Source organism: Alloactinosynnema sp. L-07, assembly GCF_900070365.1.
Lineage (GTDB): Bacteria > Actinomycetota > Actinomycetes > Mycobacteriales > Pseudonocardiaceae > Actinokineospora.
In genome coordinates this window covers 579,486-604,874 of record NZ_LN850107.1, presented here as the reverse complement: position 1 = coordinate 604,874, position 25,389 = coordinate 579,486, and the positions used below count along the sequence as shown (strand labels likewise).

Genomic DNA, 25,389 nt, shown 5'->3' with positions numbered 1-25,389 from the left:
TCGCGTGCGCCCGTCCACACTCAGCCCTCGATGACCTTCTTCAGGTCGGCGATCCGCTCGCGCCAGAACTCGCGCATCTCGGCGGCGGACGCGGCGTCCTCCAGTTTCTCGATGGCGACGGCGACCTGGACCTTGTCCGGCCCCTTGACGTCGACGCTCATGTTGATCTGGGTGCGGCCGTCGGGCCACAGGGCGCGCACCGTCTTGCCGGGACGGACCGTCCGCAGCGTCAGGTCCACGTCCGGGAGCCACTGCTCGCGCAGGACCTCGTCGGTGAACGCGGCGGTGGCCAACTCGGGTGCGACCGTCATCGTCTTGCTCACGCTCGCGGCGAACTTGCCGTCGCAGCGCTGGCCCGGTTCCCGCATTCCGCGGGCCTGCTCGTAGGCCACGGTGATGCTCTGCGCCCACCAGCCGGTGACGCCGTGCGTCTCGAACAGCCAGCGCGCGATCTGTGTGTGCGTGCGGGTGGTCGCGCCCCACTTGTCGAGCAGGGCGAACCATTCCTCCCGCTCGCGGCCGGTGCCATTGCGCGTGGCCTCAGGGGTGACCATCTCGTCGAGCGGGGTGATCAGCTGCCTGCGCGCCGCGGCGTAGCTCTCGCCGGTCTTGGCCATGCGAGTGCGGACCTTGGTCTTGAACGTCTTGTGCTTGGTCATCATGCTCCCGGGCGATGACAGCGAACTCGCGCTTGCGCTGCCCCACCGATCAGGGCATGTCGGACCGACGCACCGAGGACCCGAAGTCCCCTTTACCCCTATCGCGTCGGTGGCGCGAGCACCGAATCAGAGGTCAGGCGCGGTACAGCGCCGTGACCAGGCTAACCCCGGTGCCCGTGGCTCGTCCAGCGGCTCATGCCGAGCACGATCAGCCGCAGCTGGCGTTCGGCGACGGACACGACCTCGGCACGGTCCCCAGGGTGGTCGCCGACGTCGAGCAGTGCGGTCACGATGGACAGCATCCCGCCGACCATCAGGTCCGCGGCCATGCGCAGGTCGTCGGCCGACCAGCCCGACATGCCAGGGAACCGGCCGAGGTCCGTGGCCAGTTCGCTGCCCAGCAGGCGCAGCTCCGCGTGGATCGCGCGGCGGACCGGCTCGACGCCGCCGTGCCGTTCGCGCAGCAGGAAGCGGAAGTGCGGGCCGTAGCCGTCGACCTGGTTGACCAGGATCGACACCGATCCGCGGATCGCGTCTCCGGCCGGGTTGCGACGGGCCTCGCGGAGCATGGCGCGCAGCGTGCGCATGGATTCCTCGACGAGCACCACGCCCAGCTCGTCCATGGAGGCGAAGTGCCGGTAGAACGCCGTGGGCACGATGCCGACCTCGCGGGTGACCTCGCGCAGGCTCAGGCTCGCCAGGCTCTCCTCGGCCCGCAGCGCCGCGTCCAGCAGCGCCTGACGGGTGCGCTGCTTGCGTTCCTGCCGCGACCCGACCGGTTCCACTGCCACGACGTTGAGAGTACGCGTGTGCACTGTCACACCTCCCTCAAGTTGACACTCACGCTCCATCGCGATGCACTTTTCAGTGTACGCATGTTCACCGACGGAGGAGGTCACGGTGCGCACTCCCGGGTTGCGATTGCTGGAGGCCCTGGCCACACCCCATGGCGTCGACCGCTATCTCGAACTGATCAACCCTATGCTGGTCATCCGGGACCTGCGCGGTGAGGTGACAGCTGTTCACCGAAGCACCCCGGACACGGTCACGCTGACCATTCGGCCGACCCGCCGCTGGCGCGGGTTCACCGCGGGCCAGTACGTCCGCGTCTCGGTCGACATCGACGGCGTGCGCCGGACCCGGTGCTACTCCCCCGCCACCTCGCAGCACCGCGACGGCAGGTTCGAGTTGATCGTCAAGGTCCACCATGAGGGCATGGTGTCGCGGTGGCTGCGGGAGCACGCCAAGCCCGGCCTGGTCCTGCACCTGTCCCAGCCGGAAGGCACGTTCACCCTGCCGCTGACCCGGCCGGACAAGATCCTGCTGATCAGCGGCGGCAGCGGCATCACACCGGTGCTGAGCATGCTGCGGACCCTCGCCGACGAGGGCTACCAAGGCCAGGTCGCGTTCCTTCACTACGCCTACCGCGAGTCCGACGTACCGGCGATAAACGAGCTGCGGGCGCGCGACGCCGTACTGGCCTACACCGACGCCGACGATGGCGACCTGACCGGGTTCTTCGACGAGACCCACCTGCGCAAGGTCGCCCCCTGGTACGCCGAGGCGCAGACCTACCTCTGCGGCCCGCCCGGACTCATGCGGAGCGTCCGCGAGACCTTCGCCGACCTCGGCGTCGCCGACCGCCTGCACACCGAGGACTTCGCCCCGGCGCCGATCACGACCGACGCCTCGGAAGCGACGGGCCATGTCACGTTCGCCCGCAGCGACAAGACCGCCGCCAACTCCGGGGCCACGTTGCTCGACCAGGCCGAGGCCGCCGGGCTCAAGCCCGAGCACGGCTGCCGCATGGGCATCTGCTTCTCCTGCACCCGCGTGAAGACCGCGGGCCGCGTGCGCGACGTGCGAAACGGCGCGCTGTCCACCGACCCCGACGAGGAGATCCAGCTGTGTGTCTCCGTCCCGGTCGGCGACGTCGCCATCGACCTCTAGTGGTGTGTCCATGAGCGTTGCCAGGCTCTCGACGGCCCAGCTTCCCGCAGGCCGCACCGCCGAAACGCCCAAGTACACCCAGTACGAGCCGCATTCCGGCGCCACGCCCAGCGGAAACCTGGATCCGCCGATAGCCCGACAACGCTCACGGACACACCACTAGGAGCATCGGCATGACACTCACCAAGGACCAGTTCGACGCGCTCGGCCGCGACCTCGACGAGCTGCGCGAGCGGACCATCGCCAAGCTCGGCGACGAGGACCGCGAGTACATCTACAACATCATCAAGGTGCAGCGGGCGCTGGAGGTGGCGGGCCGCGGGCTGCTGTTCGCGGGCTTCTTCCCGCCCGCCTGGGTGCTGGGCGTGACCGCACTGTCGGTGTCGAAGATCCTCGACAACATGGAGATCGGCCACAACGTCATGCACGGCCAGTACGACTGGATGCGTGACCCGGCACTGAACTCCAAGATGTTCGAGTGGGACACCGTGGCGCCCGCGGAGAATTGGAAGCACTCGCACAACTACGTGCACCACACCTACACCAACATCCTCGGCAAGGACCGCGACATCGGCTACGGCGTCCTGCGGATGGACCCGGCGCAGAAGTGGAACCCGTACTACCTGGGCAATCCGGCGTACGCGCTCGCGCTGATGGCGTTCTTCCAGTGGGGCGTGATGCTGCACGATCTTGAGGCGGACCGGATCCTGTCCGGCGAGAAGAAGTGGTCCGAGGGCGCCGCCGCCCGCAAACGCATGTGGCACAAGGGACTCAAGCAGACCATCAAGGACTACGTCCTGTTCCCGGCGCTCACCGGCCCCATGTTCGTCACCACCCTCGCGGGCAACCTCACGGCCAACTTCGTGCGCAACGTGTGGGCGTTCTCCATCATCTTCTGCGGCCACTTCCCGGCCGGGGTGCAGAGCTTCACCGAAGAGGAGACGGAGAACGAGAGCCGCGGCCAGTGGTACTACCGGCAGATGCTCGGCTCGGCCAACATCACCGGCGGCCCCCTGTTCCACATCATGTCCGGCAACCTCTCCCACCAGATCGAGCACCACCTCTTCCCCGACATCCCGGCGCGGCGCTACCCGGAGATGGCCCCCGAGGTCCGCGCGATCTGCGCCAAGTACGGCCTGCAGTACAACACGGGCGGTTTCGCCAAGCAGCTCACGTCGGTGTTTGTGAAGATCGTGCGTCTTGCCCTTCCGGACCGGCTCTGGGACAGGCCGGACAACCCGCCTGCCGGTACCGTCGGCGGTGGCCGCGCGGTGCGCGCGGCATGACGGACACCGGAACGGGAGCGACCATGGTCAGCGACTTCGAGGCGGCGAAGGACACCGTGCAGGAGGTCACCGAGTCCGCCGCCAACCACGTGGGGCGGATCGCGCTGATCATCACCGGGGCGGTGCGCGACATCGCCAGGGAGATCGGCGACCTGGCCACCGACATCATCGAGATGCGGGAGGCGTCGGACAAGGCCAAGGCCGACCGGCCCGTCCGCATCATCGATGAGACCAGGTAGGTCACCAGCAGTAGTCCAAGAGCCCACGTTTGAGGATGCATACTCCTCAAACGTGGGCTCTCGTCTGTTTGTTGTCACACGATAGTGGGATCTTGGTGCGACCAAGGTCCACTCGTCCGAGGTCTCGTGGCCGCCTTTGTTGTCTGTCAGTCTTTTCTGGTCCGTACTGTCCAGCTAGGAGTGACACATGCGCACCACGGCAAGACGACTCGGCATCCTGCTCGGCGCGACCGCGCTGAGTTTCGCCCTGGCGACCCCGTCGGCCTCCGCCGAGACCGCGACCGCCACCCACGACGACTGCTGCGGGCTGTTCCTGGTCATCGACCTGGACGTCTCGCTCGACCTGGACCTCGGCCACCACCACCACTGGGACCACGACTGGTGGTGTGACCACCCCCTCGGGTAGTCCGAGCGCCTGCCCGCACCTTCGTCAGATCAGCGACGGCACCATCGCGTCGATGAGGTGCGGGCCTGGCTCGGCCAGCGCGCGGCTGAACTGCTCGGCCAGTTCCTCCGCCGTGTTCGCCCTGGTCGCCGGAACACCCATGCCCTCGGCGATCCGCACGAAATCCATGTCCGGTGTGGACAGATCCAGCAGCGAGTTCGCCGCGGGCCCGCCCTGCGCGCCGACCCTGGTCAGCTCCATCCGCAGAATCGCGTAGGCGCGGTTGTTCAGGATCACGACGGTGACGTTCAGGTTCTCCCGCGCCATGGTCCACAGCGACGAGATCGTGTACATCGCGCTGCCGTCGGACTGAAGGCTGATCACCGGGCGGTCCGGACACGCGACGGCGGCGCCGACCGCGACCGGCAGGCCTTGGCCGATCGCCCCGCCGGTCAGGGTGAGCACGTCGTGCCGGGGCGCGCCCACGGTCACCATCGGGATCATCAGGCCGGACGTGTTGGCCTCGTCGGAGACGATCGCGCGGTCGGGCAGGAGAGCGCCGATCACCACGGCCCAGTTCTGCGGGGTGAGCACGCCCGAGGGCAGCGCGGGCCGGGAAGCCTGCTGCAGCACGGGTTCGGCGTCGGCGGCGACGTCGTCGGCGAGGCGGTCGAGCGCGTGGGCTGTGTCGCTGCCGAGGTCGGCCAGGGTGTGCACCTCGCAGCCGTCCGGGGTCAGCTCGCTGGCCTTGCCCGGGTAGGCGAAGAACGAGATGGGCGCCTTGGCGCCGACCAGGATCAGGTGCTTGACGTCGGTGAGCTGCCACTGGACCTGCTCGGCGAGGTAGCCGAGGCGGTCGACGGCGGGCAGGCCCTCGCCGCGCTCGAAGCGGGCGGGGAAGGTCTCGACGAAGACCTTGGCGCCGGTCGCGACCGAGATCCGGCTCGCCGCGCGCAAACCCCGCTCGCGTGTGACTCCCTTGCCCAGCAACAATACCGCCGACTCACCGGAGCGCAGCACTTCCGCGACACCCGCGATCACCGAGTCGTCCACAGTGGACGCGGCGGGCACGTCGACCGGGGTGGCGGCCACGCCCCCGTCGCCCCAGGAGACGTCGGCGGGGAGAGTCAGGTTGGCCAACCGGCCTGGCGCGGCCATCGCGGCGGCGACGGCCTCGGCGGCGTCCCGGCCGACCTCGGCGCTGTCCCGCGAGGTCCGGTTCCAGCCGTGCGTCCACTCGGCGAGCGCGTCGATGTCGGATTCGAGCGGCGCGTCGAAACCCTTGTGGTGCAGGGCGTGGTCGCCGATGACGTTGACGATCGGGGTGTGCGCGCGGCGGGCGTTGTGCAGGTTCGCCATGCCGTTGACCATGCCCGGGCCCAGGTGCAGCAGGGTCGCGGCGGGCTTGTCGGCCATCCGCCCGTACCCGTCCGCGGCGCCGGTCACCACGCCCTCGAACAGCGCGAGCACCCCACGCATCTTGGGGACGTCGTCGAGCGCGGCGACGAAGTGCATCTCCGAGGTACCCGGGTTGGCGAAGCACACGTCGACACCGGAGTCGACCAGCGTGCGGATCAGGGACTGTGCGCCGTTCATGTGGTCCTTCTCTTGCCGGGTACGGGTATCAGTCGAACAGGACGCCGGGGTTGAGGATCCCGGCCGGGTCGAACGCCTGCTTGACGCGCCGCATGAGGTCGACCTTGGCCGGGTCCTCCAGCTCAAGGAAGTACTGCTTCTTGGCGTGGCCGATGCCGTGCTCGCCGGAGATCGCCCCGCCCAGGGCCATGCCCGCCTCGAACAGGCCGTGCAGCACCGCCGACCGCTTCGCCTCGTCCTTTTGGAACACCGCGAGGTGGACGTTGCCGTCGCCCGCGTGCCCGCAGCCGACCACGAAGGTCTCGTTGGCCTGGGCGATCTCGGTGACCTTGGCCATGAACCGCGGCAACGTCGCGCGGGGCAGCACCGTGTCGATCACCTCGTCGGCACCGGCTCCCTTCGCGGTGAAGAACGCCTTCTCCCGAGCCTCGATGAGCTTGCGGGCGGCGGTTCCGTCCAGCACGTACGCGTCGACCGCGCCCAGCTCGCCGAGCAGTTTGGCGGCCTCCTCGACGTCGGCGGCGAGCCTGCCCGCCAGCCGGTTCTCCAGCATGACGACGAGATAGGCCTGTGCGGTGTCGCGGACCTCGTCGGGGATGCCGAGTTTGAGGTCGGCGGTGTAGGTGATCGCGCCCATGGTCATCGCGTCGATGTACTCCAGGATCAGCGGCCCGATGCCGCTGCCGACGATCTTCGGCACCGCCCGCACCACCGAGCCGAGGTCACCGAACGGGGCAAGCACGGTGGCCTGGTGGCGCACGCGCGGCTGCAGCTTCAACACGGCCTCGGTGACCAGCGCGAGGGTTCCCTCCGAGCCGACGATGAGCTGGGTGAGGTCGTAGCCGGTGCTCGCCTTGACGAATTTGCCGCCCGTGCGCAGGATCTCGCCGGTCGGCAGGACCGCCTGCAGGCCCAGGACGTGGTGGCGGGTGACCCCGTACTTCACCGCGCGCATCCCACCCGCGTTGGTGGCGACGTTTCCACCCAGGCTCGCGCTCAGCTCGCCGGGGTAGACCGGGTACACGAGCCCTTCTGCGGCGGTGCGCTCTTCGAGTTCCTGGAGCGTGACGCCGGGCTGGACGACGGCGACGTGGTTGTCGGTGTCGATCTCGACGATCTGGTTCATCCGTTCGAAGGACACCAGCAGACCGTCGGCGCGGGGCACGGCGGCGCCGGACAGGCCGCTGCCGGACCCACGCGCGGTGACCGGGGTGCCGGTCTCGGTGGCCAGGCGCAGGATGTCGGCGACCTGCTCGGCCGACGACGGCCGGACCACGAAGGCGGGGCGGACCGGCGCCGACGACAGCGTTTCGTCGTGCGAGTAGTCCTCCGACGCGTCGGATCCGGCGATCACATGATCCGCGCCGACGATGTCGGCGAGTTTGGCCCCGATGTCCATCACATCAACATAGTGGCCGGATCAGCTCGGCGCCCAGAGGTCTTCGGGTGTCACGGGTATGTCGGCGGGGACCGGCTCGCCGAGGATGATCGCGGCGCCCGCGGCGGCCAGCGCCGGGGCGATCTGGATGCCGTAGCCGCCCTGACCCGCGAAGAAGTGGAAGCCCGGCGCCGCTTCGCCCACTGTCGGGACCCGGCTCGGGGTGAACGTCCGCAAGCCCGCCCAGGCGGTGCGCACCGACCGCAGTGCCAAGGTCGTGACGTCGTTGACCAGCTCCATGACCATGGCGATGTCGAGTTCGTCCGGTTTGGCGTCGCACGGCTCGCTGGGGGTCTCGTCGGCGGGCGAAATGAGCACGCCTTGGCCTTCGGGGCGCAGGTAGAAGTGGTTGGCGGCGTCGCAGACCAGCGGCCAGGCCGGGTCGACCGGGGTGGCGCCGACGGCGATGGCGACGGTCCGACGGAGCGGGGTCAGGCCAAGTTGGGGGACGCCCGCCATCGCGGCGAGCCGGTCGGCCCAGGCGCCCGCCGCGTTGACGACCGTCCGCGCCCGCAGCTCCTCGGCACCCACGGTGACCCGCCAACCGTTGTCGTCGCTGGTCAGAGCCGTGACGGGGGCATCCATGCGGATCTCGCCGCCACGGGACCTGAGCAGGCGGACGTAGTGCTGGTGCAGGCCCATCACGTCGAGGTCCCGGGTGCCGGGCTCCAGCGCGGTGGCGAGGACGGCCTCGGGGCGCAACGCGGGGAACATGGCCTGGACCTGCGCGGTGGTGATGGGTTCGGCGGTGCCGTCGGCGAGATAGCCGTCGATCGTGTCCTTGCCCTCCTCGTCGGTGGCCACCCAGACCATGTGGCGCGGGGACAGCAGGTCCGGGTCGAAGCGCGGCAGGCTGGCCGCGGCGAGCGCGCGGACGACCGGGCCGCCGTAACTGGGCAGAAAGATGGCGGCGGAACGGCCGGTGGTGTGCCGGGCGAGCATCGGCTCGGCCTCCACGAGAACGACATCCCGCGTAGCCGCCAGCTCGGCCGCGACCGACACCCCGGCGATTCCGCCGCCGATCACCACCACGTCACCTGTCATGCTCGCGAGACTACGACCACGCCAGGTCGAACCGATGGAAATGTCGTCCGCCGCTACGGCCGCCAGTTCGGATCGCGGCCGGTGACGGCGAGCAGTCGGTCCACTGTCGACGCGTCGTCGGGAACCCGCACCTCGGCGCCGAAGGCCGCCCACTCGCGAGCCATCACCGCGATCTCCTCGGCGTCGGCCAGCGCGGCCTTGGCGAGGTCGGGGTCGATGTCGAAGTCCTGGCCGGTGGCTTTCGCGAGGTCCCAGCCGTGCAGCACCAGTTCGCCGTAGAGCATCTTGCCGATGAAGTCGGCGGGGCGGGGGTCCGACGCCATGACCGACTCGCCCTCCCAGGCGCCGGGTGCGCCCCAGGCGCCCACGGCGCGGTCAAGGCGCTCGGCGAAGAACTCCGGCCAGTCGGCCTCGGCGGCGTAGTCGGTGCCCTCGGCTTCCGAGCCGTCGGCGGGCACCGGCAGCTTGCGCGCCGTGCGCTCGGAGACGACGGCGGACCAGTGCGTCAGGTGGTTCGCCAGCGTGCGGACATCCCAGTCGGCACACGGGGTCGGGCGGTCGTACATGTCGGGCTTGACGTTGCGAACGACCGCGTGGGCTCCAGCTGCGGCCCGCTCCATCAATGTCTGCTTGTCCATGCCCGCCACGCTAGAAGCGGCTCTGACCTGCGGTCTTGAACAAACGCGACAAACTGTCGGTGGGCAGGGATACGGTTCTCGCTGTGCCGGTCCCACGCAAAGGCGTGCTTGGTGCGCAGGCGGCGCGCACCAAGTTCGACTTGAGCACGCGGGCACCCTCGGCGGAACTGGCCGACTTCGTCGAGTACTACTGGCTGGTGTCGTGGCGGCGCACGACTCCACACGAGCAGCAGGTGGTCCCACACCCGAATGTCCACCTGGTGTTCGAGCCCGAAGGCACCCTGCTCTACGGCGTGATGCGCGGGCGGTTCGTTCGCAGGCTCATCGGCGAGGGACACGTCCTCGGCGTCCGGTTCCATCCCGGCGGGTTCCGGCCGTGGCTGGGCAGGCCCGTGTCGACGCTGACGGACAAGGTGGTCCCCGACTTCCTCGACGTGGCGCCGGAGACGGTGCTGTCGGCGGGCGACGACGCGGCGATGGTGGCCGCCGCCGAGGCTGTGCTGCTGGCACGCAGGCCCGAGGTCGACCCGGTGGTGCGGGACGTGCGCGCGATGGTCGCCGCCATCGAGCACGGCGTGTCCAGAGTGGACGATCTCGCGCGCGAGTCGGGGCTGGCGGTGCGCTCGGTGCAGCGGCTGTTCAACGAGTACGTGGGCGTCGGGCCGAAGTGGGTCATCCGGCGCTTACGCATGCACGAGGCCGCCGCGCGGGCCGAAGTGGGCGGCGACGTCGACTGGGCGAGTCTCGCGGTGGAGCTGGGCTACAGCGACCAGGCCCACTTCACCCGCGACTTCCGGGCGAATATTGGGATTACCCCGGCGCGGTACGCGGCTACATTGCGGCCATGAGCGAGCTCGCGGGTGAATCATCGAAACAGTGCCTTCGCGCGTGGAGCCACCGATCTTGTGAGGTGGCCGCATGAGTGAGTTTGAAGTGGACAGCGATCGCGATCGGATCGACGTCGACGCGGCGTGGGCGTTCCTGTCGACCGAGGCCTACTGGGCCCGCTGGCGGACCCGCGAGGACTTCGCGACCCAGGTCGCGAGCGCGTGGCGGCTCATCGGCGCCTATGACCGGGCGACCGGCGCCCAGGTCGGCTTCGCCAGGGCGACCTCCGACGGCGTCGCGTTCGCGTTCCTGTCCGACCTTCACGTGGTGCGGAGCGCGCGCGGCCAGGGGATCGCAAAGGCGATGGTCCGCGCGATGATCGACGACGGCCCGGGGGCGCGGTTCCGGTGGATGCTGCACACCGAGGACGCGCACGACCTGTACCGCCCGTTCGGCTTCACCGAGCCGGACGGCACCTATCTCGAACGTGCGCCGCGGTTCACCTGAGCACGGACGCGAGGTCCTTCTTGAGGTGGTCACGGTCCTCCGGGTCGGCGATGGAGACCTCGTTGGCCTTGTCGACGTGGCCGACTTCGACCTTGGCTTCGCCTACGAGGCCATCGCCAGAGCGCACGCCATCGCGGGCCGCACCGATCAGGCCCACGAGAACGCCGTGCTCCTTGCACAGCGCCAGCGCGCGCTGCCCGTGCCACAGCGCGGGCTCGGACCGGCCGAGGACCGCGTAGACCCGGGCGCACTGCCACTCACCGCGGATGAGGTTCTGCGCGGTGCCGACCTCGCCCCAGTGGTACCGCGACGCGTGCGCCATGTGGATCATGCGGTCGTCGTCGGCCGGGCCGCGGTCGGTCCGGTCGAGCAGGTCCCACACGCTGTTGAACAGGGTTCGGGCCAGCTCGCGGTGGTCGGTCATGCCCGCCAGTGTGACCGATCAGACGCGGTCGCGGGGAAGGCTGGACGGCGGCGGTTGTTGTAGCGGATATGACCACCGAGGTGGACGTCGCCGTCATCGGAGCGGGCCAAGCAGGGCTCTCCAGCGCCTATCACCTGCGCCGGGTCGGCCTGGACTTCGTCGTCATCGACGCCAACGCCGGCCCTGGCGGCGCGTGGCGGCACCGCTGGCCGACGCTGCGGCTGGGCCGGGTGCACGGGATCCACGACCTGCCCGACTTCCCTCTCGGCGAGCGCGACCAGGGCAGGCCCGCGGCGGAGGTGGTGGCCGACTACTTCGGCGCGTACGAGCGGGCGTTCGACCTGCCGGTGCTGCGCCCGGTCGAGGTGCGCTCGGTGACCGACGAGAGCGGGCTGCGGATCGACACCGACCACGGCGTCTGGTCCGCACAGGCCCTGATCAACGCGACCGGGACCTGGGACAAGCCGTTCTGGCCGCACTACCCCGGTCAGTCGGACTTCCTCGGCACGCAGCTCCACACCGCGAACTACCGAGGACCGGAGGACTTCACCGGCAAGCGGGTCGTGGTGGTCGGCGGCGGAACTTCGGCGGTCCAGGCGCTACTGGAGATCGCGCCGCTCGCCGCCGGGACCACCTGGGTCACCCGGCGTCCGCCGATCTTCCGCACGGGCCCGTTCACCCAGGAGGACGGCCGGGCGGCGGTGGCGCGCGTCGATGAGGCGGTGCGGGCGGGACGGTCCCCCGCAAGCGTCGTCAGCGTCACCGGGCTGGGACTGACCCCCGAGGTGATCGAGGGGCGACGCAGTGGGGTGCTCGACCGGCTGCCGATGTTCGACCGGATCACGCCGACCAGTGTGAGCTGGGCGGACGGCCGCTTCGCCGAGGCGGACATGATCCTCTGGGCGACCGGTTTCCGGGCCGCGCTGGACCACCTTGCCCCGCTGCGGCTGCGGGGACCGGGCGGCGGGATCACCATGGACGGCACGCGCGTCGTCGCCGATCCCCGCGTACACCTGGTCGGCTATGGCCCTTCGGCCAGCACTATCGCTGCCAACCGCGCGGGTCGCGCCGCGGTGAACGACCTGCGCAAGCTGCTGCCCGCCCGCACCGCGGCCTGACCCTCGGCGGCCGCAAGCAGGCTGACCGACGCGATCCCACCCGGATCCGCTCGACCTGTTCCCTGGTCCGGGCCGCCACCCGCTTACGACCGATCGCGAGGTGGAACCGGCTCCGCGACCGCCCACCGGTGCTTCCCTTGGGCGACCTGTCCGTCTACGGCGGTGTTCCGCGTTGCCGCCGCCACGTCGCCTGTCATCTGGTGGAGCGCGGTCAGCGCGGGGTCAGGACCGGGAGTTTGGCCACCCGGCCGTCGCCGGACGAGCGGCCGGTCAGGCGCCTGCCGATCCATGGGCTCAGGTGCACCCGGGCCCACCGGACGTCGGCCCGCACCCGGGAGGCCAGCGAGAGCGGTGCCGCGGTGGGCACCGGGGCCGTCCAGTCGAACGATCCGGGCAGGCCCAGCGCCCGCACGGTCGCCTCCGCGACGCGGCGGTGGCCCTCGGCGTTGAGGTGGATCCGGTCCTCGGCCCACAGTGCGGGCGAGTCGAACACCTTCTCCGAGAACAGGTCCACCACGATCGCGTCGTGCTTGGCGGCCAGCGCGTCGACCACCGAGAGCAGCCGGGTGATGCGCGGCATCAGCCGGGCGCTGCCCCGCATCCGGCCGGTCGGGTCGATCACCCGGAACAGCATGAGCCTGCCGCCTGCCCCGGCCAGCGCACCGGCCGCCTCAGTGATCTTTCGGGTCACCGCGTCGACGTCGCAGCCTGGGCGCAGGACGTCGTTCATCCCGCCCGCGAAGCTGACCAGGTCGGGCTTCATCGCCACGGCGGCGTCGACCTGCTCGTCGACGATCTGGCGGACCAGCTTGCCGCGGATCGCCAGGTTGGCGTACCGGAACCCGGATCGCTCGGCGGCGAGGCGGTCGGCGACGAGGTCGGCCCAGCCCCGGCAGGTGCCGTCGGGCAGGTCGTCGGACATGCCCTCGGTGAACGAGTCGCCCAGGGCGACGAAGCTGCGATAGGTACTCACAGGCCGCCAGCTTAGAGCCTGGTCTCAGCGGGCGAGGTCGGATAGGTTCCGGCCACATGAAGCGACCCTTGATCATCGCCGCGCTCGCCGCGGTGGCTGTCGGTTTGCTGCAGGCCCCGGCGACGGCAACCCCGGCGCCCGGGCTCACTCCGACCTGGCAGCTCTCCCCCACCGGATCCACCGCCCGCCTGCGCGGCCTGTCCGCGGTGAGCCACCGCGTGGCGTGGGCCAGCGGCAGCGGGGGCACGGTCCTGCGGACCGTCGACGGCGGCGCCACCTGGCAGCTCACGACGCCCCCGGACGCCGCCGCGCTGCAGCTGCGCGACATCCAGGCGTTCGACGCGGACAACGCAGTGGCCATGAGCATCGGCCCCGGCGAGGACTCCCGCATCTACCGGACCACCGACGGCGGCTCGACGTGGACCGAGACCTTCCGCAACACCGAGCCCACCGCGTTCTACGACTGCCTGGCGTTCTGGGACCGCAGGCACGGGATCGCGTTGAGCGACCCGGTCGACGGCAAGTTCCGCGTCCTGTCGACCGACAACGGCGGCAAGACCTGGTCCGTCCTGCCCTCCGACGGCATGCCCGCCGCCCTTGACGGCGAGTTCGCCTTCGCCGCGAGCGGCCAGTGCGTCAGCGTCGCGGGCGGTCGGGACGCGTGGATCGCCACCGGCGGCGGCGCCAAGGCGCGGGTGCTGCACAGCCGCGACCGCGGCCGCACCTGGACCGTCGCCGACACCGTTCTCGCCAGCGGGCCGAGCGCGGGCGTGTTCGCCACGGCGTGGCGCGACACCAAGCGCGGGATCGCCGTCGGCGGCGACTTCGCCGCGCCCACCAACGGCACCGACGCGCTGGGCACCAGCCGGGACGCGGGCGCGACCTGGCAGAAGCCGTCGAACGCGCCGCAGGGCTACCGCTCGGGCGTGGCCTGGCACCCGTTCGTCCAGACCGCCGCGATCGCCGTCGGGCCGACCGGCAGCGACTACACCCTCGACAGCGGCCGGACCTGGAAACAGTTCGACGCCGGTACATTCGACACGGTTGACTGCGCGCGCGACGGCGCCTGCTGGGCGTCGGGCGCCACCGGCCGCGTGGGACTCCTGCGGCTAACCAGCTGAAGGGACCGACGTTGCGCTCCATCATCCACAGCATCACCATCGACTGTGCCGACGCGTACAAGCTGGCGACCTGGTGGAGTGGGGTGGTCGGTCAGCCGGTCCACCCGGATGACGAACCTGGCGACGACGAGGTGCTGATCGAGCTGCCCGCGGGCCCGCGGCTGCTCTTCATCAAGGTCCCCGAGCCGAAGGTGGCCAAGAACCGGGTGCACCTGGACCTGTGCCCGGTCGACACCCGCGACGCGGAGGTCGAGCGCCTGATCGGCCACGGTGCGACGCTGGTGGACGATCAGCGCAGGCCTGACAGCCGCGGCTGGGTCGTGCTCGCCGACCCCGAGGGCAACGAGTTCTGCGTCGAGCGGGGCGAAGCCGAGAGCACGGCCGCCCAGTGAGCTCGATCGACGTCGTGCGCACGGGCACCCATGAGTTCGTCGCCCGCAACGACCGGGGCGCCGAGGTCAGCATCGGCCGCGTCGGCCAGGAGGGATCGTTCAGTCCGGTCGAACTCCTCCTGGCCGCCGCGGCGGGCTGTGTCGCGGTGACCGGCGAGGAACTGATCGTCCGGCGCGCGGGCGAGGTACCGCTGCGGGTGACCGCCGCGGACGTTCGGCCGCCCGGCGCCCATCAGCTCGACGGCGTCGACCTGCTGCTCGACCTCGACCTGTCCGCCCTCGACGCCGCAGCCCAGGACGAGTTGCGGTCAGTCGTCCAGCGGGCGGTCGCGGCGCTTTGTACTGTGACTCGCACGCTGAAACAGTCGGCATCGGCGGACTTGAGATTCCGCTAGTTCGAACGGTACGAAATCGACTGTCCTGGCGATGCAGTGGTGGGGATCCACCACAGGGGCAGTACGACTACGCCATTCAGGGGGCCACCAGCAGTAACCCGGAGGCCTGCACATGAAGCACGCAACCGTTCAGTCGCGCAGACGCGCGCTGCCCGCCTTACTCGGGCTGACAGCCGCGCTGCTCGTCGCACCCATCGGTGCCACCAACGCCGTCGGAACCACCGATTCGGCGCAATCCACCTATGTCGTCGTGTTCCGCCAGGGGGCATCGGCCGCAAGCTCGGCCAGTGCCGTCCAGGCCGCGGGCGGCTCGGTCGTGGCGAACTACTCCCAGATCGGGGTCGTCGTCGCCCGCTCGGGCAGCGGCGGGTTCGCCGCGACAGTCAAGCGGGCCGCGGGCGTGGAGGGCGTCAGCTCGACCGGCGGCTTCGGCGTCCGGCTCCCGGCCGCCGCGGCCGACGACGCCGCGGCACCCGCCGACGTGCTGGCCGCCTGGGGTGACACCCTGTCCGGCAGGCAGTGGGACATGACCCAGATCAACGTGCCGCAGGCGCACGCGATCACCGGCGGCAGCAGCTCGGTGATCGTCGGCGACCTCGACACCGGTCTCGACTTCACCCACCCGGACATCGCACCCAACTATGACGCCTCGCGCAGCACGGACTGCTCCAGCGGTGCGCCCGCCCCGCTGCTGCCTGGCAACGACGCCAACGGGCACGGCACACACACCGCGGGCACCATCGCAGCGGCGGCCAACGGCTCCGGCATCGTCGGTGTCGCGCCGAACGTGAAGATCGCGGGCATCAAGTCCAGCAACGACGACGGGTTCTTCTTCCCGGAGATGGTGATCTGCTCGTTCATGTGGGCGGCCACGCACGGCATCCACGTGACGAACAACAGCTACTTCGCCGACCCGTGGCTGTTCAACTGCAAGAACGATCCGGAGCAGCGCGCGATCTGGAACGCCGAGCGACGCGCCATCCGCTACGCGCAGTCCAACGGCGTGCTGGTGGTCGCCTCGCAGGGCAATGACAGCACCGACCTGTCGCACCCGAGGGTGGACGTCATCAGCCCGGACTTCCCGCCGGGCAGCGAGCAGGAGCGCGAGATCACCAACACCTGCTCGGTCGTGCCGGTCGAGGTTCCCGGCGTGGTCGGCGTGACCGCGACGGGCAGCCTGCGGCTCAAGTCGTTCTACTCGTCCTATGGCGTGTCCACCGCCGACGTCGCCGCCCCCGGTGGCGACTCGCGCCTGCAGGTGGGGTCGACGGTGAACGGCCGGGTGCTCTCGACCTGGCCCGCGACGGCGGCGTGTCTGCCCGCGCGGACCGTGTTCGACCCCGGCACGGGCGCGAAGTACTGCTACGCCCAGGGCACCTCGATGGCCGGTCCGCACGCGGTCGGCGTCGCGGCCCTGCTGCTGTCGGTCCGCGGCGGCAGCCCCGGCGCGGTGGCGGCTCGGCTCCAGCAGGCGACCAACCCGCTGGCGTGCCCGGACACGTCGATCTACGCGCCGTTCCCGCAGAACAGCGGGGCCCCGCAGACCTGCCAGGGCGGCAGGGGCCACAACAGCTTCTACGGCGCCGGTGAGGTCGACGCACTGAAGGCTGTCAGCTGATTCGGCCGGTTGGCCGGGGCCATCCGCCCCGGCCAACCACCGTCCGCGCCGGACCGTGCCTGGATACGATGCGGCGGTGGACGACGAACTGCTCGCCTGGGCGCCCAGGCAGGCTGAACCCGCGGCGGGCTCGATCAGCCTGCCCGGCTACAGCGACTTCCGGCTGGTCGCCCAAGGCGGCGAGGGCACGGTCTACCGGGCGCGGCAGGACGGCCTCGGCCGCGATGTGGCGGTCAAGGTGCTGCAGGTCGACGACCCGGCGACGCTGGCGCGCTTCCAGCGGGAGCTGGAGATCACCGTCCGGCTCGGGCGGCAGCACCCGCACATCGTGACCGTGCTCGACACGGGGACGGTTCCCGGTGGGCGCCCGTGCATCGTCATGGAGTTCTACGACCTCGGCTCGCTGCAAGACCGGCTGCGCGAGCGTGGCCCGCTGCCGGTGGTCGAGGTGGTCGCGGCGGGCACGGCGGTGGCCGACGCGCTGGCGTTCGCCCACGCCCAGGGTTTCCTGCACCGCGACGTCAAGCCGCAGAACATCCTCGTGCTCCCCACGTCCTACGTCCTGGCCGACTTCGGCATCGCCCGCGGCGCCGACGCGGGCCACTCGGCGTCACTGCAGATGGTCAGCTACCGGCACGCCGCGCCCCAGATGATCGACGGTGCCGCACCCGCCGCCGCCGATGACGTCTGGTCGCTCGGGTCGACCCTGTTCTCGCTGCTGGAGGGCGTGCCGCCGTTCGCGTCGGACAACCCGGACGAGGACACGGTGCTGCCGTACCTCGGCCGGATCCGGTCGGCCGAGCCGCGCCCGCTGACCAGGCCGGATGTGCCACCTGAGCTCACCGCCGTGATCACCCGCTGCTTGCGCAAGGACCGCGCCGACCGCTTCCCGGACGCGGCGGCACTGCGCGACGCCCTGGCCGAGGTGGGCGCCGAGGTCCGACGATGGGGCCCGGCCCCCGCGAACCCGGCGAAAGTGTCCACTGTGGACGCCGACGCGACGGCGATGGCGCCGGTCGAGCGCACCAGTCACCTGGTGGCGGGGTCGTTCACCGATTTCGGCCCGACACCGACACCGCCCGAAGCGGAACCGATGCCGGAACCAGTGCGCGCGCCGGTGGTGGACGAGTCGCGGGGGACGATGACGGGCAAGCTGGCGGACCTGACGGTTCGGCAGCTGGAAGTGCCGGTGGTGGTGGACTTCGGCCCATCGGCGGGCGCACCGCTGGAGGCGGGCTCGTCGCCGCAGGCACAACCGCGGCGGACGGATCCGGCGCGCGCACGGACGGTGGACTCACCACCCACACCGCTCACAGCCGCGACGCCGATGAACTCACCCGCCGCACCACCGATGGGTGCGCCTGCCACGCCGTTGGAATCGCCTGCCGCACCACCGACGGGTGCGGCACCCACCACCCGGATGGACTCGCCCGCCGCTCTCCCGACGGGTGCGGCACCCGCCAATCCGACAAACTCACCCGCCACTCTCCCGACCGGTGCGGCACCCGCCAGCCTGACGAACTCGGCCACCGCTCTCCCGACAGGTGCGGCGTACGCGCCCCCGATGACTTCGCCGCCAACACCTTCGAGTGGCTTGCCGCCCGTTCCGGTGTTCCCGGCGGGTGAGCGGACCGTGCGCACCTCCCCCGTCACCGCTGCCCCGGTCGATCCCGGCAGCCAGTGGCCGCACGCCAGGCCGGTCGACGACCAGCCCCGGGACTGGGATCTGCTCGACTTCGACGCCACCGATCGCACACCAGACGAGTCCGCCCCTGTCCGCCGGTCGCGAGCCTGGGCGTGGGGGCTCGCCGCGGTGGTGGTGAGCATCGTCGGGGTCGGGATCGGGATCCTCGCCGCCGACGACGGGAGCACCGCCAAGCCACCGCCGAAGACCACCGAGGCGTCGGTGTCCACGACCGTGCCGCCGACCACCGGACCGCCGTCCACGTCCGGCGGTATCGCGGAGGGCGGCAACCCGAACACCGCACCTGTGCTGAACCGGTTGAAGGACAACGGGTCCACGATCGAGGTGTTCTGGACCGACCCCACCAAGGGCCAGGCCCACTTCGTCCTCTACGACGTCACCGCGCAGTCGGCCAAGCCCAAGTATGTGTCCGGTGTGGACCCGGGGAAGACGACCTTCCTCGTCCCCGATCTCGATCCGAAGGCCAAGCAGTACTGCTTTCAGCTGGTCGCGATCGGCCTGGTCGACCCCGCCACGAACAAAGGCTCATCGACGCGGGTCTGCGCGGTGCGAAACTAGTACCCACTAGCGTCGGCGCAGCGGCCTAGGGTCCACGCCCCAGAAGATCCTTCGGTGCCACGGCACGGACTTGCGCACACCCGCCCGCACCGCCCGCGCGAGTTTCCAGGCGTCGCCCGACGCGGTTTCCTCGGGGGCGAACGCGGCCCGGTCGGCGAGGTCGGCGAGCGCCTGGGCCGGACCGGGGGTGGTCGCGGCGATGTCCGGTGCGGCGAGGTGACGCGCGGGGCGCCGTCCCGCGAGCATGAGGTGGTCGAGCACGTACGCCCACGCGCCGAGTGGACCCGCGCGGCGCAGGCGGGAGCGGCGGCCCGCGCGCAGGGTCGCCAGGAGGATCAGCACCAGCAGGGGAAGCGCGCCGATTCCCGCCAACAGGATCCACTGGCGCGACCTCGTGTGCGGCGGGGCGGCGTCGGTCGCGGGCTGGGTGGTGGGGATGACCAGGTCCGGCAGGTCGGTCGCCGGGACCGTCGGCTTGGCCGTGGTGGACGCGAGGCGGTTGAGGACCTCGCGCTTGGCGGCCGCGCTGGTGCCGCTGTCGGTGCCCGCGACCGGGTCGAACGGCACCCAGCCCCAGCCGGAGAAGTACACCTCCGGCCACGCCGTCGCGTCGATGCCGCGGATGACCCGGTAGCCGTCCGGCCCTTCCGGGACCGGCTGGAAGCCGACCGCGATCCGGGTCGGCAGGCCGACGGCGCGCGCCAGCACGGCGAACGCGGTGGCGAACTGCTCCGCGGTGCCCTTGCCCGCGCCCGCGTCGCCCGCGGGGCCGAATAGGAACTGCTCGATCCGCGCGTAGGACGAGCCGACCGGGGCCTCGGCGTCGGGGTGGCGGTCGAGCCGCACGACCTGTTCGAGCGCGACGGCCCGCTCGTACGGGGTCGCGGTGTTGACCACGGCCTGGCGCGCGTAGTCGGCCAGGGTCGCGGGCAGTCCGGGCAGGTCGAGGTAGCGGCGCAGATCGGGCACCTTGGCGGTCGCCAGGTCCTCGTCGAGGGGCTTGTCCACCACGCCGTGCATCTCGTAGCGCAGCCCGGGGGCCAGGCCCCTGGCCAACACCAGCGAACCGGAGTCGGGGTCGACCATCACGTCACCGAGGCTGGTCGACGTCGGCCTGCCCATGGTCGGCAGCCACGTCCCGTCGAGGGCGCCGACGACCAGTTCCACGTCGGTCTCCTCGACCCGCTCTCCCGGCGGCAGATCCGGCGGCGACACCGCCCCGATCGGACCGTAGAGCGACGACGCCTGCCAGGCCGCGCCGGTGTAGTCGGCCAGCGCGACGAGACGGACCGGCAGCTCCGGACCGCGCACCCGCAGCAGCTCGGTGTCGGCCATCGCCGCCCAGGACGCCAGTTTGGGCAAGGGATTGGCGACGTCGACATCGGTCACCGGGGGCCGCACCAGCTCGCGCGGCTCGAACGCACCGCGACCGGGCAGCACCCCGGCGGCCAAGGCCACCGCGGCCAGCACGGTCAACACCGCGGTCGGAGGTACCACCGGCGCTTTCCGAGCCGACTCGGCGCGGTCGATCAGCACCCAGCCGAGCGCGGACAGCACGACGATCACGCAGGCGATGAGCCCGCGCTCGTCCGCCCGACCTGCCGTCAGCAGCGCACCGGCGGTGTAGATCACCACGGCCCCGGCGGGCGGACCGATCAGCGACCTGCCCGCCAGTGACACCGCGACGACCACGGCCACCAGGAAGACCAGCAAGGCGCCAGGCATCAGCAGATCGAGCGTGGGCGGCGCGGGGCGCGCCGAAGTCAGCAGCCGGGGAACGCTGTCGCGCAGCACCTCCACCGGACCGCCCGCGATCGCGCCCCTGGCCACGAAGTAGCCCGCGGCCAAACCGCCGAGGAGCAGCACGGACAGCGTCAGCCCACCCGTCAGCTTCACCGCGTTCGCCACGAGCACGGCCGCGAAGGCGACGACGACCGCACCCGCGAACACCGGCCACGCCACCGACCCCGACCAGCCCGCCGCCAACGGGAACGCCGCCAACACCAACAGCACGGCCGCCCACCCGGCCCGGAACCCAGTGATCACCGCGCTATCCCCGTGTCCCACGCCCGCAGCAGGCCTTCCGCATCCGCCGCCCGCACCACGAGTACACCACCCAGGGCCGACAATCCCGACGCGCTCGGGTCGACAGACAGCACCACGCCGAACGCCGCGCGGCCTGCTTCGAGCAGCAGCGCGGACAGCTCCGACTCCGCACCGCAGATCACGGCTACGACATCAAGGTCCCGCACGGGCACCGACGCCGCCGCCACCCCGTCGGCCATGCCCAGTTCCGCCAGCGCCGCGAGCACAGCGGCCGCGTCACCGTCGACAGTGCTGGCGGCGACCTCGACGTCGACTGAACCGGACACGGTCAGCAGGCGCACCGGGTGCCCGTCGCCGATGGCCGCGGTCAGCAGCGAGGCCGCGACCTCGACGGCGTCCTCGAACTGCCGCGGGTCCGGGTAGCCCGCGGCGCGGTCGTCCAGAACGACGGCCAGGTGGGGCCGGGCCGGGTCGGCGTCCTCGCGGATCATCAGCGTGCCGGTCCGCGCACTGGTCGCCCAGTGCAGGCGGCGCAGGTCGTCGCCGGGCACGTATTCGCGCAGCCCCACCAGGTCCGTGCCGCCGCGCTCGACCCGTTCGTCGGCGCCGACCTGTCCGCGTCGGGCGCCGGAAGGCAGCCCGCGCACCGGCAGCACGCGCGGCACAACCCGGACCTCGATCACCGAACCCACCGTCGTGCGGGCCTCGGCCAGCGCCGCCAGGCCGCGCCTGCGCAGGGTCAGCGGACCGACCTGCCACACGCCGCGGCGGTCGGTCGGGATGCGGTAGTCGAGCTTGGTCCGCTCGCCGGGCGCCAGCACCGGGATGTCGACCGGCACCGGCTCGCCCGCGATCTCGTCGGTGCCGTCCAGCAGCACCCGCAGCCGCTTGGCCCGGCTCGTCAGCTCCAGCGTGCCCGTGCACGCGCCCAACCGCTGCACGGTGCGGGGCCGAACGGTGCGGACCGGCGTGACCGGAGCGGCGAACAGCACCGACGCGACACCGACCAGGAAGATCAGCGTCAGCGAGATCCCCAACGCCGCCAGGCCCGGGTACCGCCACCAGAGTCCGCACCCGGTCAGCAGTGCCCCGAGTACCAGCGCGCCGACGCCGCGGGCGGTCAAGCGCACGGTCATGGGGTCGGCCGCGGCACCTCGACCCGGGACACCACGTCGGCCAGCACCTCGGCCGTCGTGGCCCCGGAGAGCTGCGCCTCGCGGGTCAGCACCAGCCGGTGGGCCAGCACAGGGGCGCTGAGCCGCTGCACGTCGCTGGGCACCGCGAAGTGCCGTCCGTTGGCCGCGGCGTAGACCTGCACGCAGCGGACCAGCGCCCGCAGCCCACGGGTGGACGCGCCCAGCCGCAGCCGCTCGTCGGCGCGGGTCGCGACACCGAGATCGGTGATGTAGCGCAGGATCGGGTCGGCCACGTGCAGGGTGGCGAGCCTGCGGCCCGCCTCGGCGACCTGCTGCGGGCTGGTCACCGTCGGCACCCGCGCGATCAGCCCGGCGCCGCTGCCCGGCCGCAGCACGTCGAGTTCGTGCTGCGGCTCCGGGTAGCCGATCGAGGTGCGCAGCATGAACCGGTCGAGTTGGGCCTCGGGCAGCCGGTAGGTGCCGTCGAGGTCGATCGGGTTCTGGGTGGCGACCACCAGGAACGGCTCGGGCACCGAGTGCCCGACTCCGTCGACGGTCACCGTGTGCTCCTCCATGACCTCCAGCAGCGCCGACTGAGTCTTGGCCGCCGCGCGGTTGATCTCGTCGGCGAGCACGACGTTGGCGAACACCGGCCCCGGCCGAAACCGGACCTGACCGGTCTGCGGCTCGTAGACCGACGTGCCGGTGACGTCGGACGGGAGCAGGTCCGGGGTGAACTGCACCCGCCGCGACAGCCCGCCCAGCGCCCCGGCTACCGCGCGGGCCAGCGTCGTCTTCCCGGTGCCGGGCACGTCTTCCAACAGCACGTGTCCGCCCGCGAACATCGCCACCAGCACCAGGTCGATCACCTCGCGCTTGCCGCGCAGCGCGGTCTCCACCGCGTCGCCCACCCGCGTGTGCAGCGCGCGGAACGAGGCGATCTCCTGCTCACCGATCGCCGGGCCTGTCACCGTTGTCACTGCTTGTCGTCTTCCTCTTCTTCACGGCGCCGGACGCCGAACCGCAGCAGGGCCGCGGTGGCGAGCAGACCGATGCCCGCACCTACCATCGGGCCGGACGAGACCTCGTTGCTCACCGGATCGCTGGCGGCGTTCGGGATCGGACAGATCCGGCCAGGCCTGCACTCGTTCTGGATCGGGAAGCTGATCCGCCGCGTCGCCGACTCGACCGAGCGGCTGCCGTCGCGCGCGGTCGCCCGCACCACGACCATGTTGGAGCCTTCCTCGACCGCGATGTTCGCGGTGGTGGCGTCGCACGCGATCGGCTCGCTGTAGTCATAGGTCTTGTTCACGACCACGCACGCGCCGTCGTGGTTGGCCCAGTCCGCGGGCGGGGCCATGGTCAGCCGCCTGCTGTAGCCGGTCGCGGTGTGCGCGGTGATCACCACCGCGCCCGCGGTCGGCACCGGGGCGGGCGGCGGGGGCGGCGGCTGGGTGGTCGTCGGCGGCGGAGGGGGCGGCTGCGTCGTCGTGGGCGGCGGAGGCGGCTGCGTGGTCGGCGCGGGCGGGGTCGTCGTGGTCGGCCGCGGCTGGGTGGTCGTGGACTGCGGAACCGACCACACCGCGGTGCCCGCGGCACCCTGGCCGACCTGGTTGACCGCCACGACGGACAGGTCGAGCCGCCCGTTCTGGCAGAACTGGGTTCCCGCGCAGCTCAGCGTCATCGTCGTGGACGTGCCCGCGACCTGCGCGGTGTTGGTCGAACCCGAGAACCCGCCGCGCGCGGTCACCACGTATCCGGAGATCGGCGAGCCGTTGTCGGTGGCCGCGCCCCAGCGGATGTCGACGGTGATGTCGTTGGCCGTGCGGCCGTTCAGCGACGCCGCGACACCCGGCGGAACACCGGGCGCGTTGCCCGTCCGCGGTCCCGAGGTCGCGGTGGTAGGCACAGGCGAGCCGCTGGGGTCGGTGGTGCCAGGAGCGACCACGGTGGTCGGAGCGTTAGTCGACGTGGGCTGGTTCGGCCGGGTGCGCGTCGGTTCGGTCGGGTTCGGGCGGGGCGGGCTCGGCGGCGAGGGCGGCGGGGAGCGATCGGGGTTGGTGACCTGCAGTTCGGGGCTGCGGATGACCACCGAGCGCGTCGTGCCGTCCGGGTCGACGATGACGCCGGTCTCGGCGCCCGGGGCGTTGATGAACAGCTTGCCGTCGTCGAAGACCAGCTGCGGGTCACCGGTGCCGGTGGTGCGCACGTCGTCGCCGCCGCGCTTGCCCGAGCGGTCGAGCACGATCACGCGGCCGGTGCCCCGGCACGGGATGTAGATCTTGTCGCGGTAGACCACGGGCCGTCCTGGCCGCGCGCAGCCCAGGGTCGCGACGTCGACGCGCAGCACCTCGGACCCGCTGACCAGTACGACCGTGCCCGTATCCGGGATCGAGGCCGGGGCGAGACCGGGCGGGCTGGTCTGCGCGGCGAGCACATCGCCGCCCTGCCGCGCGGTCGTGGCGGTGAGGTCCTCGTCGGTGCCGTCGCGCAGGACGACGCCGCCCTCCAGACCCAACAGCGTCACACCGCGCTCGTGCGGGACCAGGGCGGTGCGCGGACCGGCGCCGGACACCGGGCGCTCGGACCTCTCGACGAACTTGTTCTCCTCGTCGGACCACTCCAGGGCCCGCAGCGTGCCGCCGTGGTCGACCACCCACAGCACGCCGGACTCGTCGGTGACCGCGTCGGCCAGCGGAAGCCCCGCCAGCCACGGTTCGCCGATGTCGGCCAGCGTGATCGGGTCGGCGTTGACGACCGAGCCGCTCGCCCGGTCGACGATGTAGAGCCTGCCCGCGACCAGCAGGACCTTGCTCGACCCGCCGGGGGGAGCCTGTCGCCTGCCGCTGGCGAGCAGTGTGGCCAGGTCGATCACGGTGATCTGGCCGGTGCGCCGGTCGAGCACGACCAGCACGCCGTCCTTCTGCGTGATGTCGAGCTGGGAGTCGCTGCCGGACACCTGCAGCCGGGTCTCCGGCCTGCCGGAGGCCGGGTTGACCTGGACTACCTCGCCGCGCTGCTCGTCGGCGAGCCAGGTCAGCCCGTCGGAGACCTCGACCGCGGTCCGGGAGATCCCGTTCCCCAGTGCCGCCCCGGCCAGCAGCAGTACGCCGAGGGCGGCGGCGCCGAAGCTGGCCGACTCACGGCCGCGTCCGCGCTTGCTTGTGAAACGGCGGATGGTTTCCGCCGTACGTGATCCCACGGTCATTGACCCTCCCTGGCCCGCCGGGATCGTATCGGGCTGGGGAGACGCTTTGGTCGGAACCGACTATCTAGTGGGGTGGTACGAGAAAATCATTCGCTATCGCACCGCGGTCAAGGCGATGGCGATTC

General features: G+C 71.4%; 24 protein-coding genes. 12 read left to right on the top strand and 12 right to left on the bottom strand.

All coding sequences use genetic code 11. From position 1 onward, the window contains the following. Window positions 1-20 precede the first annotated feature (20 nt). Together BN1701_RS03020 and BN1701_RS03015 are read right to left on the bottom strand one after the other, a co-directional pair. Window positions 21-659: a hypothetical protein gene (locus BN1701_RS03020; RefSeq protein WP_082860251.1), complete on the bottom strand. Its 639-nt coding sequence runs from the start codon at window positions 657-659 to the stop codon at window positions 21-23. Between the two features lie 161 nt (window positions 660-820). Then, window positions 821-1,450 (bottom strand): TetR family transcriptional regulator, encoded by a 630-nt coding sequence (locus BN1701_RS03015; protein ID WP_231949467.1) that lies wholly within the window; start codon window positions 1,448-1,450, stop codon window positions 821-823. A 109-nt stretch (window positions 1,451-1,559) separates the two neighbouring features. Here BN1701_RS03015 and BN1701_RS03010 point away from each other — a divergent pair, with 109 nt between their 5' ends. The 4 genes from BN1701_RS03010 (at window position 1,560) to BN1701_RS02995 (ending at window position 4,540) form a co-directional block, all read left to right on the top strand. Next, window positions 1,560-2,609 (top strand): ferredoxin reductase, encoded by a 1,050-nt coding sequence (locus tag BN1701_RS03010; protein ID WP_231949466.1) that lies wholly within the window; start codon window positions 1,560-1,562, stop codon window positions 2,607-2,609. 173 nt (window positions 2,610-2,782) lie between these two features. Then, window positions 2,783-3,895 carry an acyl-CoA desaturase gene (locus BN1701_RS03005; protein WP_054045252.1) on the top strand — a complete coding sequence of 371 codons (1,113 nt, stop codon included), beginning with the start codon at window positions 2,783-2,785 and terminating at the stop codon, window positions 3,893-3,895. 23 nt (window positions 3,896-3,918) lie between these two features. Beyond that, window positions 3,919-4,134, top strand: coding sequence for a hypothetical protein (locus tag BN1701_RS03000; protein ID WP_054055572.1), 216 nt, complete (start codon window positions 3,919-3,921; stop codon window positions 4,132-4,134). Window positions 4,135-4,321: 187 nt separating this feature from the next. Continuing rightward, window positions 4,322-4,540, top strand: a complete 219-nt coding sequence (locus BN1701_RS02995; protein WP_054045250.1) for a hypothetical protein — start codon at window positions 4,322-4,324, stop codon at window positions 4,538-4,540. Window positions 4,541-4,564: 24 nt separating this feature from the next. Here the strand turns inward: BN1701_RS02995 and BN1701_RS02990 are convergent, their stop codons facing one another. Genes BN1701_RS02990 through BN1701_RS02975 form a run of 4 tightly spaced genes read right to left on the bottom strand, consistent with a single transcriptional unit; the run spans window position 4,565 to window position 9,235 of the window. Beyond that, the gene (locus BN1701_RS02990; RefSeq protein ID WP_054045248.1) at window positions 4,565-6,115 is read right to left on the bottom strand and encodes an acetolactate synthase large subunit; all 1,551 of its coding nucleotides are present in this window, start codon (window positions 6,113-6,115) and stop codon (window positions 4,565-4,567) included. Between the two features lie 28 nt (window positions 6,116-6,143). After that, window positions 6,144-7,514, bottom strand: coding sequence for an FAD-binding oxidoreductase (locus BN1701_RS02985; protein ID WP_369800481.1), 1,371 nt, complete (start codon window positions 7,512-7,514; stop codon window positions 6,144-6,146). A 21-nt stretch (window positions 7,515-7,535) separates the two neighbouring features. Then, window positions 7,536-8,597, bottom strand: coding sequence for an FAD-binding oxidoreductase (locus BN1701_RS02980; protein ID WP_054045245.1), 1,062 nt, complete (start codon window positions 8,595-8,597; stop codon window positions 7,536-7,538). A 53-nt stretch (window positions 8,598-8,650) separates the two neighbouring features. Then, window positions 8,651-9,235: a TIGR03086 family metal-binding protein gene (locus tag BN1701_RS02975; protein WP_054045243.1), complete on the bottom strand. Its 585-nt coding sequence runs from the start codon at window positions 9,233-9,235 to the stop codon at window positions 8,651-8,653. A gap of 83 nt (window positions 9,236-9,318) precedes the next feature. On the opposite strand from BN1701_RS02975, the gene BN1701_RS02970 reads away from it, so the two are divergent. Both BN1701_RS02970 and BN1701_RS02965 read left to right on the top strand, forming a co-directional pair. After that, window positions 9,319-10,083 carry an AraC family transcriptional regulator gene (locus tag BN1701_RS02970; RefSeq protein ID WP_067520495.1) on the top strand — a complete coding sequence of 255 codons (765 nt, stop codon included), beginning with the start codon at window positions 9,319-9,321 and terminating at the stop codon, window positions 10,081-10,083. A gap of 70 nt (window positions 10,084-10,153) precedes the next feature. Further along, a complete protein-coding gene (locus BN1701_RS02965; RefSeq protein ID WP_054045241.1) occupies window positions 10,154-10,570 on the top strand; it encodes a GNAT family N-acetyltransferase in 417 nt (138 codons plus the stop codon). On the opposite strand, the gene BN1701_RS02960 is transcribed toward BN1701_RS02965, so the two are convergent. Then, window positions 10,563-10,994 (bottom strand): hypothetical protein, encoded by a 432-nt coding sequence (locus BN1701_RS02960; RefSeq protein ID WP_054045239.1) that lies wholly within the window; start codon window positions 10,992-10,994, stop codon window positions 10,563-10,565. The two genes, BN1701_RS02965 and BN1701_RS02960, sit on opposite strands and share 8 nt — an antisense overlap. Window positions 10,995-11,062: 68 nt before the next feature. On the opposite strand from BN1701_RS02960, the gene BN1701_RS02955 reads away from it, so the two are divergent. Next, window positions 11,063-12,112 carry an FAD-dependent oxidoreductase gene (locus BN1701_RS02955; RefSeq protein ID WP_054045236.1) on the top strand — a complete coding sequence of 350 codons (1,050 nt, stop codon included), beginning with the start codon at window positions 11,063-11,065 and terminating at the stop codon, window positions 12,110-12,112. Window positions 12,113-12,323: 211 nt separating this feature from the next. Here BN1701_RS02955 and BN1701_RS02950 read toward each other — a convergent pair whose 3' ends face one another. Then, the gene (locus BN1701_RS02950; RefSeq protein WP_054045235.1) at window positions 12,324-13,085 is read right to left on the bottom strand and encodes an SGNH/GDSL hydrolase family protein; all 762 of its coding nucleotides are present in this window, start codon (window positions 13,083-13,085) and stop codon (window positions 12,324-12,326) included. A 56-nt stretch (window positions 13,086-13,141) separates the two neighbouring features. On the opposite strand from BN1701_RS02950, the gene BN1701_RS02945 reads away from it, so the two are divergent. The 5 genes from BN1701_RS02945 (at window position 13,142) to BN1701_RS02925 (ending at window position 18,874) form a co-directional block, all read left to right on the top strand. Next, on the top strand, window positions 13,142-14,206 hold the full coding sequence (locus tag BN1701_RS02945) for an oxidoreductase (RefSeq protein WP_054045233.1): 1,065 nt from the start codon (window positions 13,142-13,144) through the stop codon (window positions 14,204-14,206). An 11-nt stretch (window positions 14,207-14,217) separates the two neighbouring features. Then, a complete protein-coding gene (locus BN1701_RS02940) occupies window positions 14,218-14,598 on the top strand; it encodes a VOC family protein (protein ID WP_054045231.1) in 381 nt (126 codons plus the stop codon). Next, a complete protein-coding gene (locus BN1701_RS02935; RefSeq protein ID WP_054045229.1) occupies window positions 14,595-14,993 on the top strand; it encodes an OsmC family protein in 399 nt (132 codons plus the stop codon). Before BN1701_RS02940 ends, BN1701_RS02935 begins: the two co-directional genes overlap by 4 nt. A 112-nt stretch (window positions 14,994-15,105) precedes the next feature. Beyond that, the gene (locus tag BN1701_RS02930; RefSeq protein ID WP_054045227.1) at window positions 15,106-16,611 is read left to right on the top strand and encodes a S8 family serine peptidase; all 1,506 of its coding nucleotides are present in this window, start codon (window positions 15,106-15,108) and stop codon (window positions 16,609-16,611) included. Window positions 16,612-16,687: 76 nt separating this feature from the next. Next, complete coding sequence (locus BN1701_RS02925; protein WP_054045224.1) at window positions 16,688-18,874, top strand: serine/threonine-protein kinase; 2,187 nt, start codon at window positions 16,688-16,690, stop codon at window positions 18,872-18,874. A 6-nt stretch (window positions 18,875-18,880) separates the two neighbouring features. Here the strand turns inward: BN1701_RS02925 and BN1701_RS02920 are convergent, their stop codons facing one another. The 4 genes from BN1701_RS02920 to BN1701_RS02905 are packed head-to-tail and all read right to left on the bottom strand — an operon-like array spanning window position 18,881 to window position 25,264. Then, window positions 18,881-20,920: a transglutaminase domain-containing protein gene (locus BN1701_RS02920; protein ID WP_054045222.1), complete on the bottom strand. Its 2,040-nt coding sequence runs from the start codon at window positions 20,918-20,920 to the stop codon at window positions 18,881-18,883. After that, window positions 20,917-22,056: a DUF58 domain-containing protein gene (locus tag BN1701_RS02915; RefSeq protein WP_054045220.1), complete on the bottom strand. Its 1,140-nt coding sequence runs from the start codon at window positions 22,054-22,056 to the stop codon at window positions 20,917-20,919. The genes BN1701_RS02920 and BN1701_RS02915 overlap by 4 nt, the downstream gene beginning before the upstream one ends. Continuing rightward, window positions 22,053-23,036 (bottom strand): MoxR family ATPase, encoded by a 984-nt coding sequence (locus BN1701_RS02910; protein WP_082859626.1) that lies wholly within the window; start codon window positions 23,034-23,036, stop codon window positions 22,053-22,055. The genes BN1701_RS02915 and BN1701_RS02910 overlap by 4 nt, the downstream gene beginning before the upstream one ends. Further along, entirely contained in the window at window positions 23,033-25,264 is a 2,232-nt protein-coding gene (locus tag BN1701_RS02905; protein ID WP_054045217.1) for a fibronectin type III domain-containing protein, read from the bottom strand. The genes BN1701_RS02910 and BN1701_RS02905 overlap by 4 nt, the downstream gene beginning before the upstream one ends. Between the last annotated feature and the right edge of the window lie 125 nt (window positions 25,265-25,389).

Coding starts and splice junctions, on each gene's coding strand:
- BN1701_RS02915 (WP_054045220.1), bottom strand. CDS start 22,056: ATGACCGTGCGCTTGACCGCCCGCGGCGTCGGCGCGCTGGTACTCGGG.
- BN1701_RS02955 (WP_054045236.1), top strand. CDS start 11,063: ATGACCACCGAGGTGGACGTCGCCGTCATCGGAGCGGGCCAAGCAGGG.
- BN1701_RS03005 (WP_054045252.1), top strand. CDS start 2,783: ATGACACTCACCAAGGACCAGTTCGACGCGCTCGGCCGCGACCTCGAC.
- BN1701_RS02930 (WP_054045227.1), top strand. CDS start 15,106: ATGAAGCACGCAACCGTTCAGTCGCGCAGACGCGCGCTGCCCGCCTTA.
- BN1701_RS02945 (WP_054045233.1), top strand. CDS start 13,142: ATGAAGCGACCCTTGATCATCGCCGCGCTCGCCGCGGTGGCTGTCGGT.
- BN1701_RS02990 (WP_054045248.1), bottom strand. CDS start 6,115: ATGAACGGCGCACAGTCCCTGATCCGCACGCTGGTCGACTCCGGTGTC.
- BN1701_RS02995 (WP_054045250.1), top strand. CDS start 4,322: ATGCGCACCACGGCAAGACGACTCGGCATCCTGCTCGGCGCGACCGCG.
- BN1701_RS02965 (WP_054045241.1), top strand. CDS start 10,154: ATGAGTGAGTTTGAAGTGGACAGCGATCGCGATCGGATCGACGTCGAC.
- BN1701_RS03020 (WP_082860251.1), bottom strand. CDS start 659: ATGACCAAGCACAAGACGTTCAAGACCAAGGTCCGCACTCGCATGGCC.
- BN1701_RS02985 (WP_369800481.1), bottom strand. CDS start 7,514: ATGGACATCGGGGCCAAACTCGCCGACATCGTCGGCGCGGATCATGTG.
- BN1701_RS02980 (WP_054045245.1), bottom strand. CDS start 8,597: ATGACAGGTGACGTGGTGGTGATCGGCGGCGGAATCGCCGGGGTGTCG.
- BN1701_RS02960 (WP_054045239.1), bottom strand. CDS start 10,994: ATGACCGACCACCGCGAGCTGGCCCGAACCCTGTTCAACAGCGTGTGG.
- BN1701_RS02975 (WP_054045243.1), bottom strand. CDS start 9,235: ATGGACAAGCAGACATTGATGGAGCGGGCCGCAGCTGGAGCCCACGCG.
- BN1701_RS03000 (WP_054055572.1), top strand. CDS start 3,919: ATGGTCAGCGACTTCGAGGCGGCGAAGGACACCGTGCAGGAGGTCACC.
- BN1701_RS02905 (WP_054045217.1), bottom strand. CDS start 25,264: ATGACCGTGGGATCACGTACGGCGGAAACCATCCGCCGTTTCACAAGC.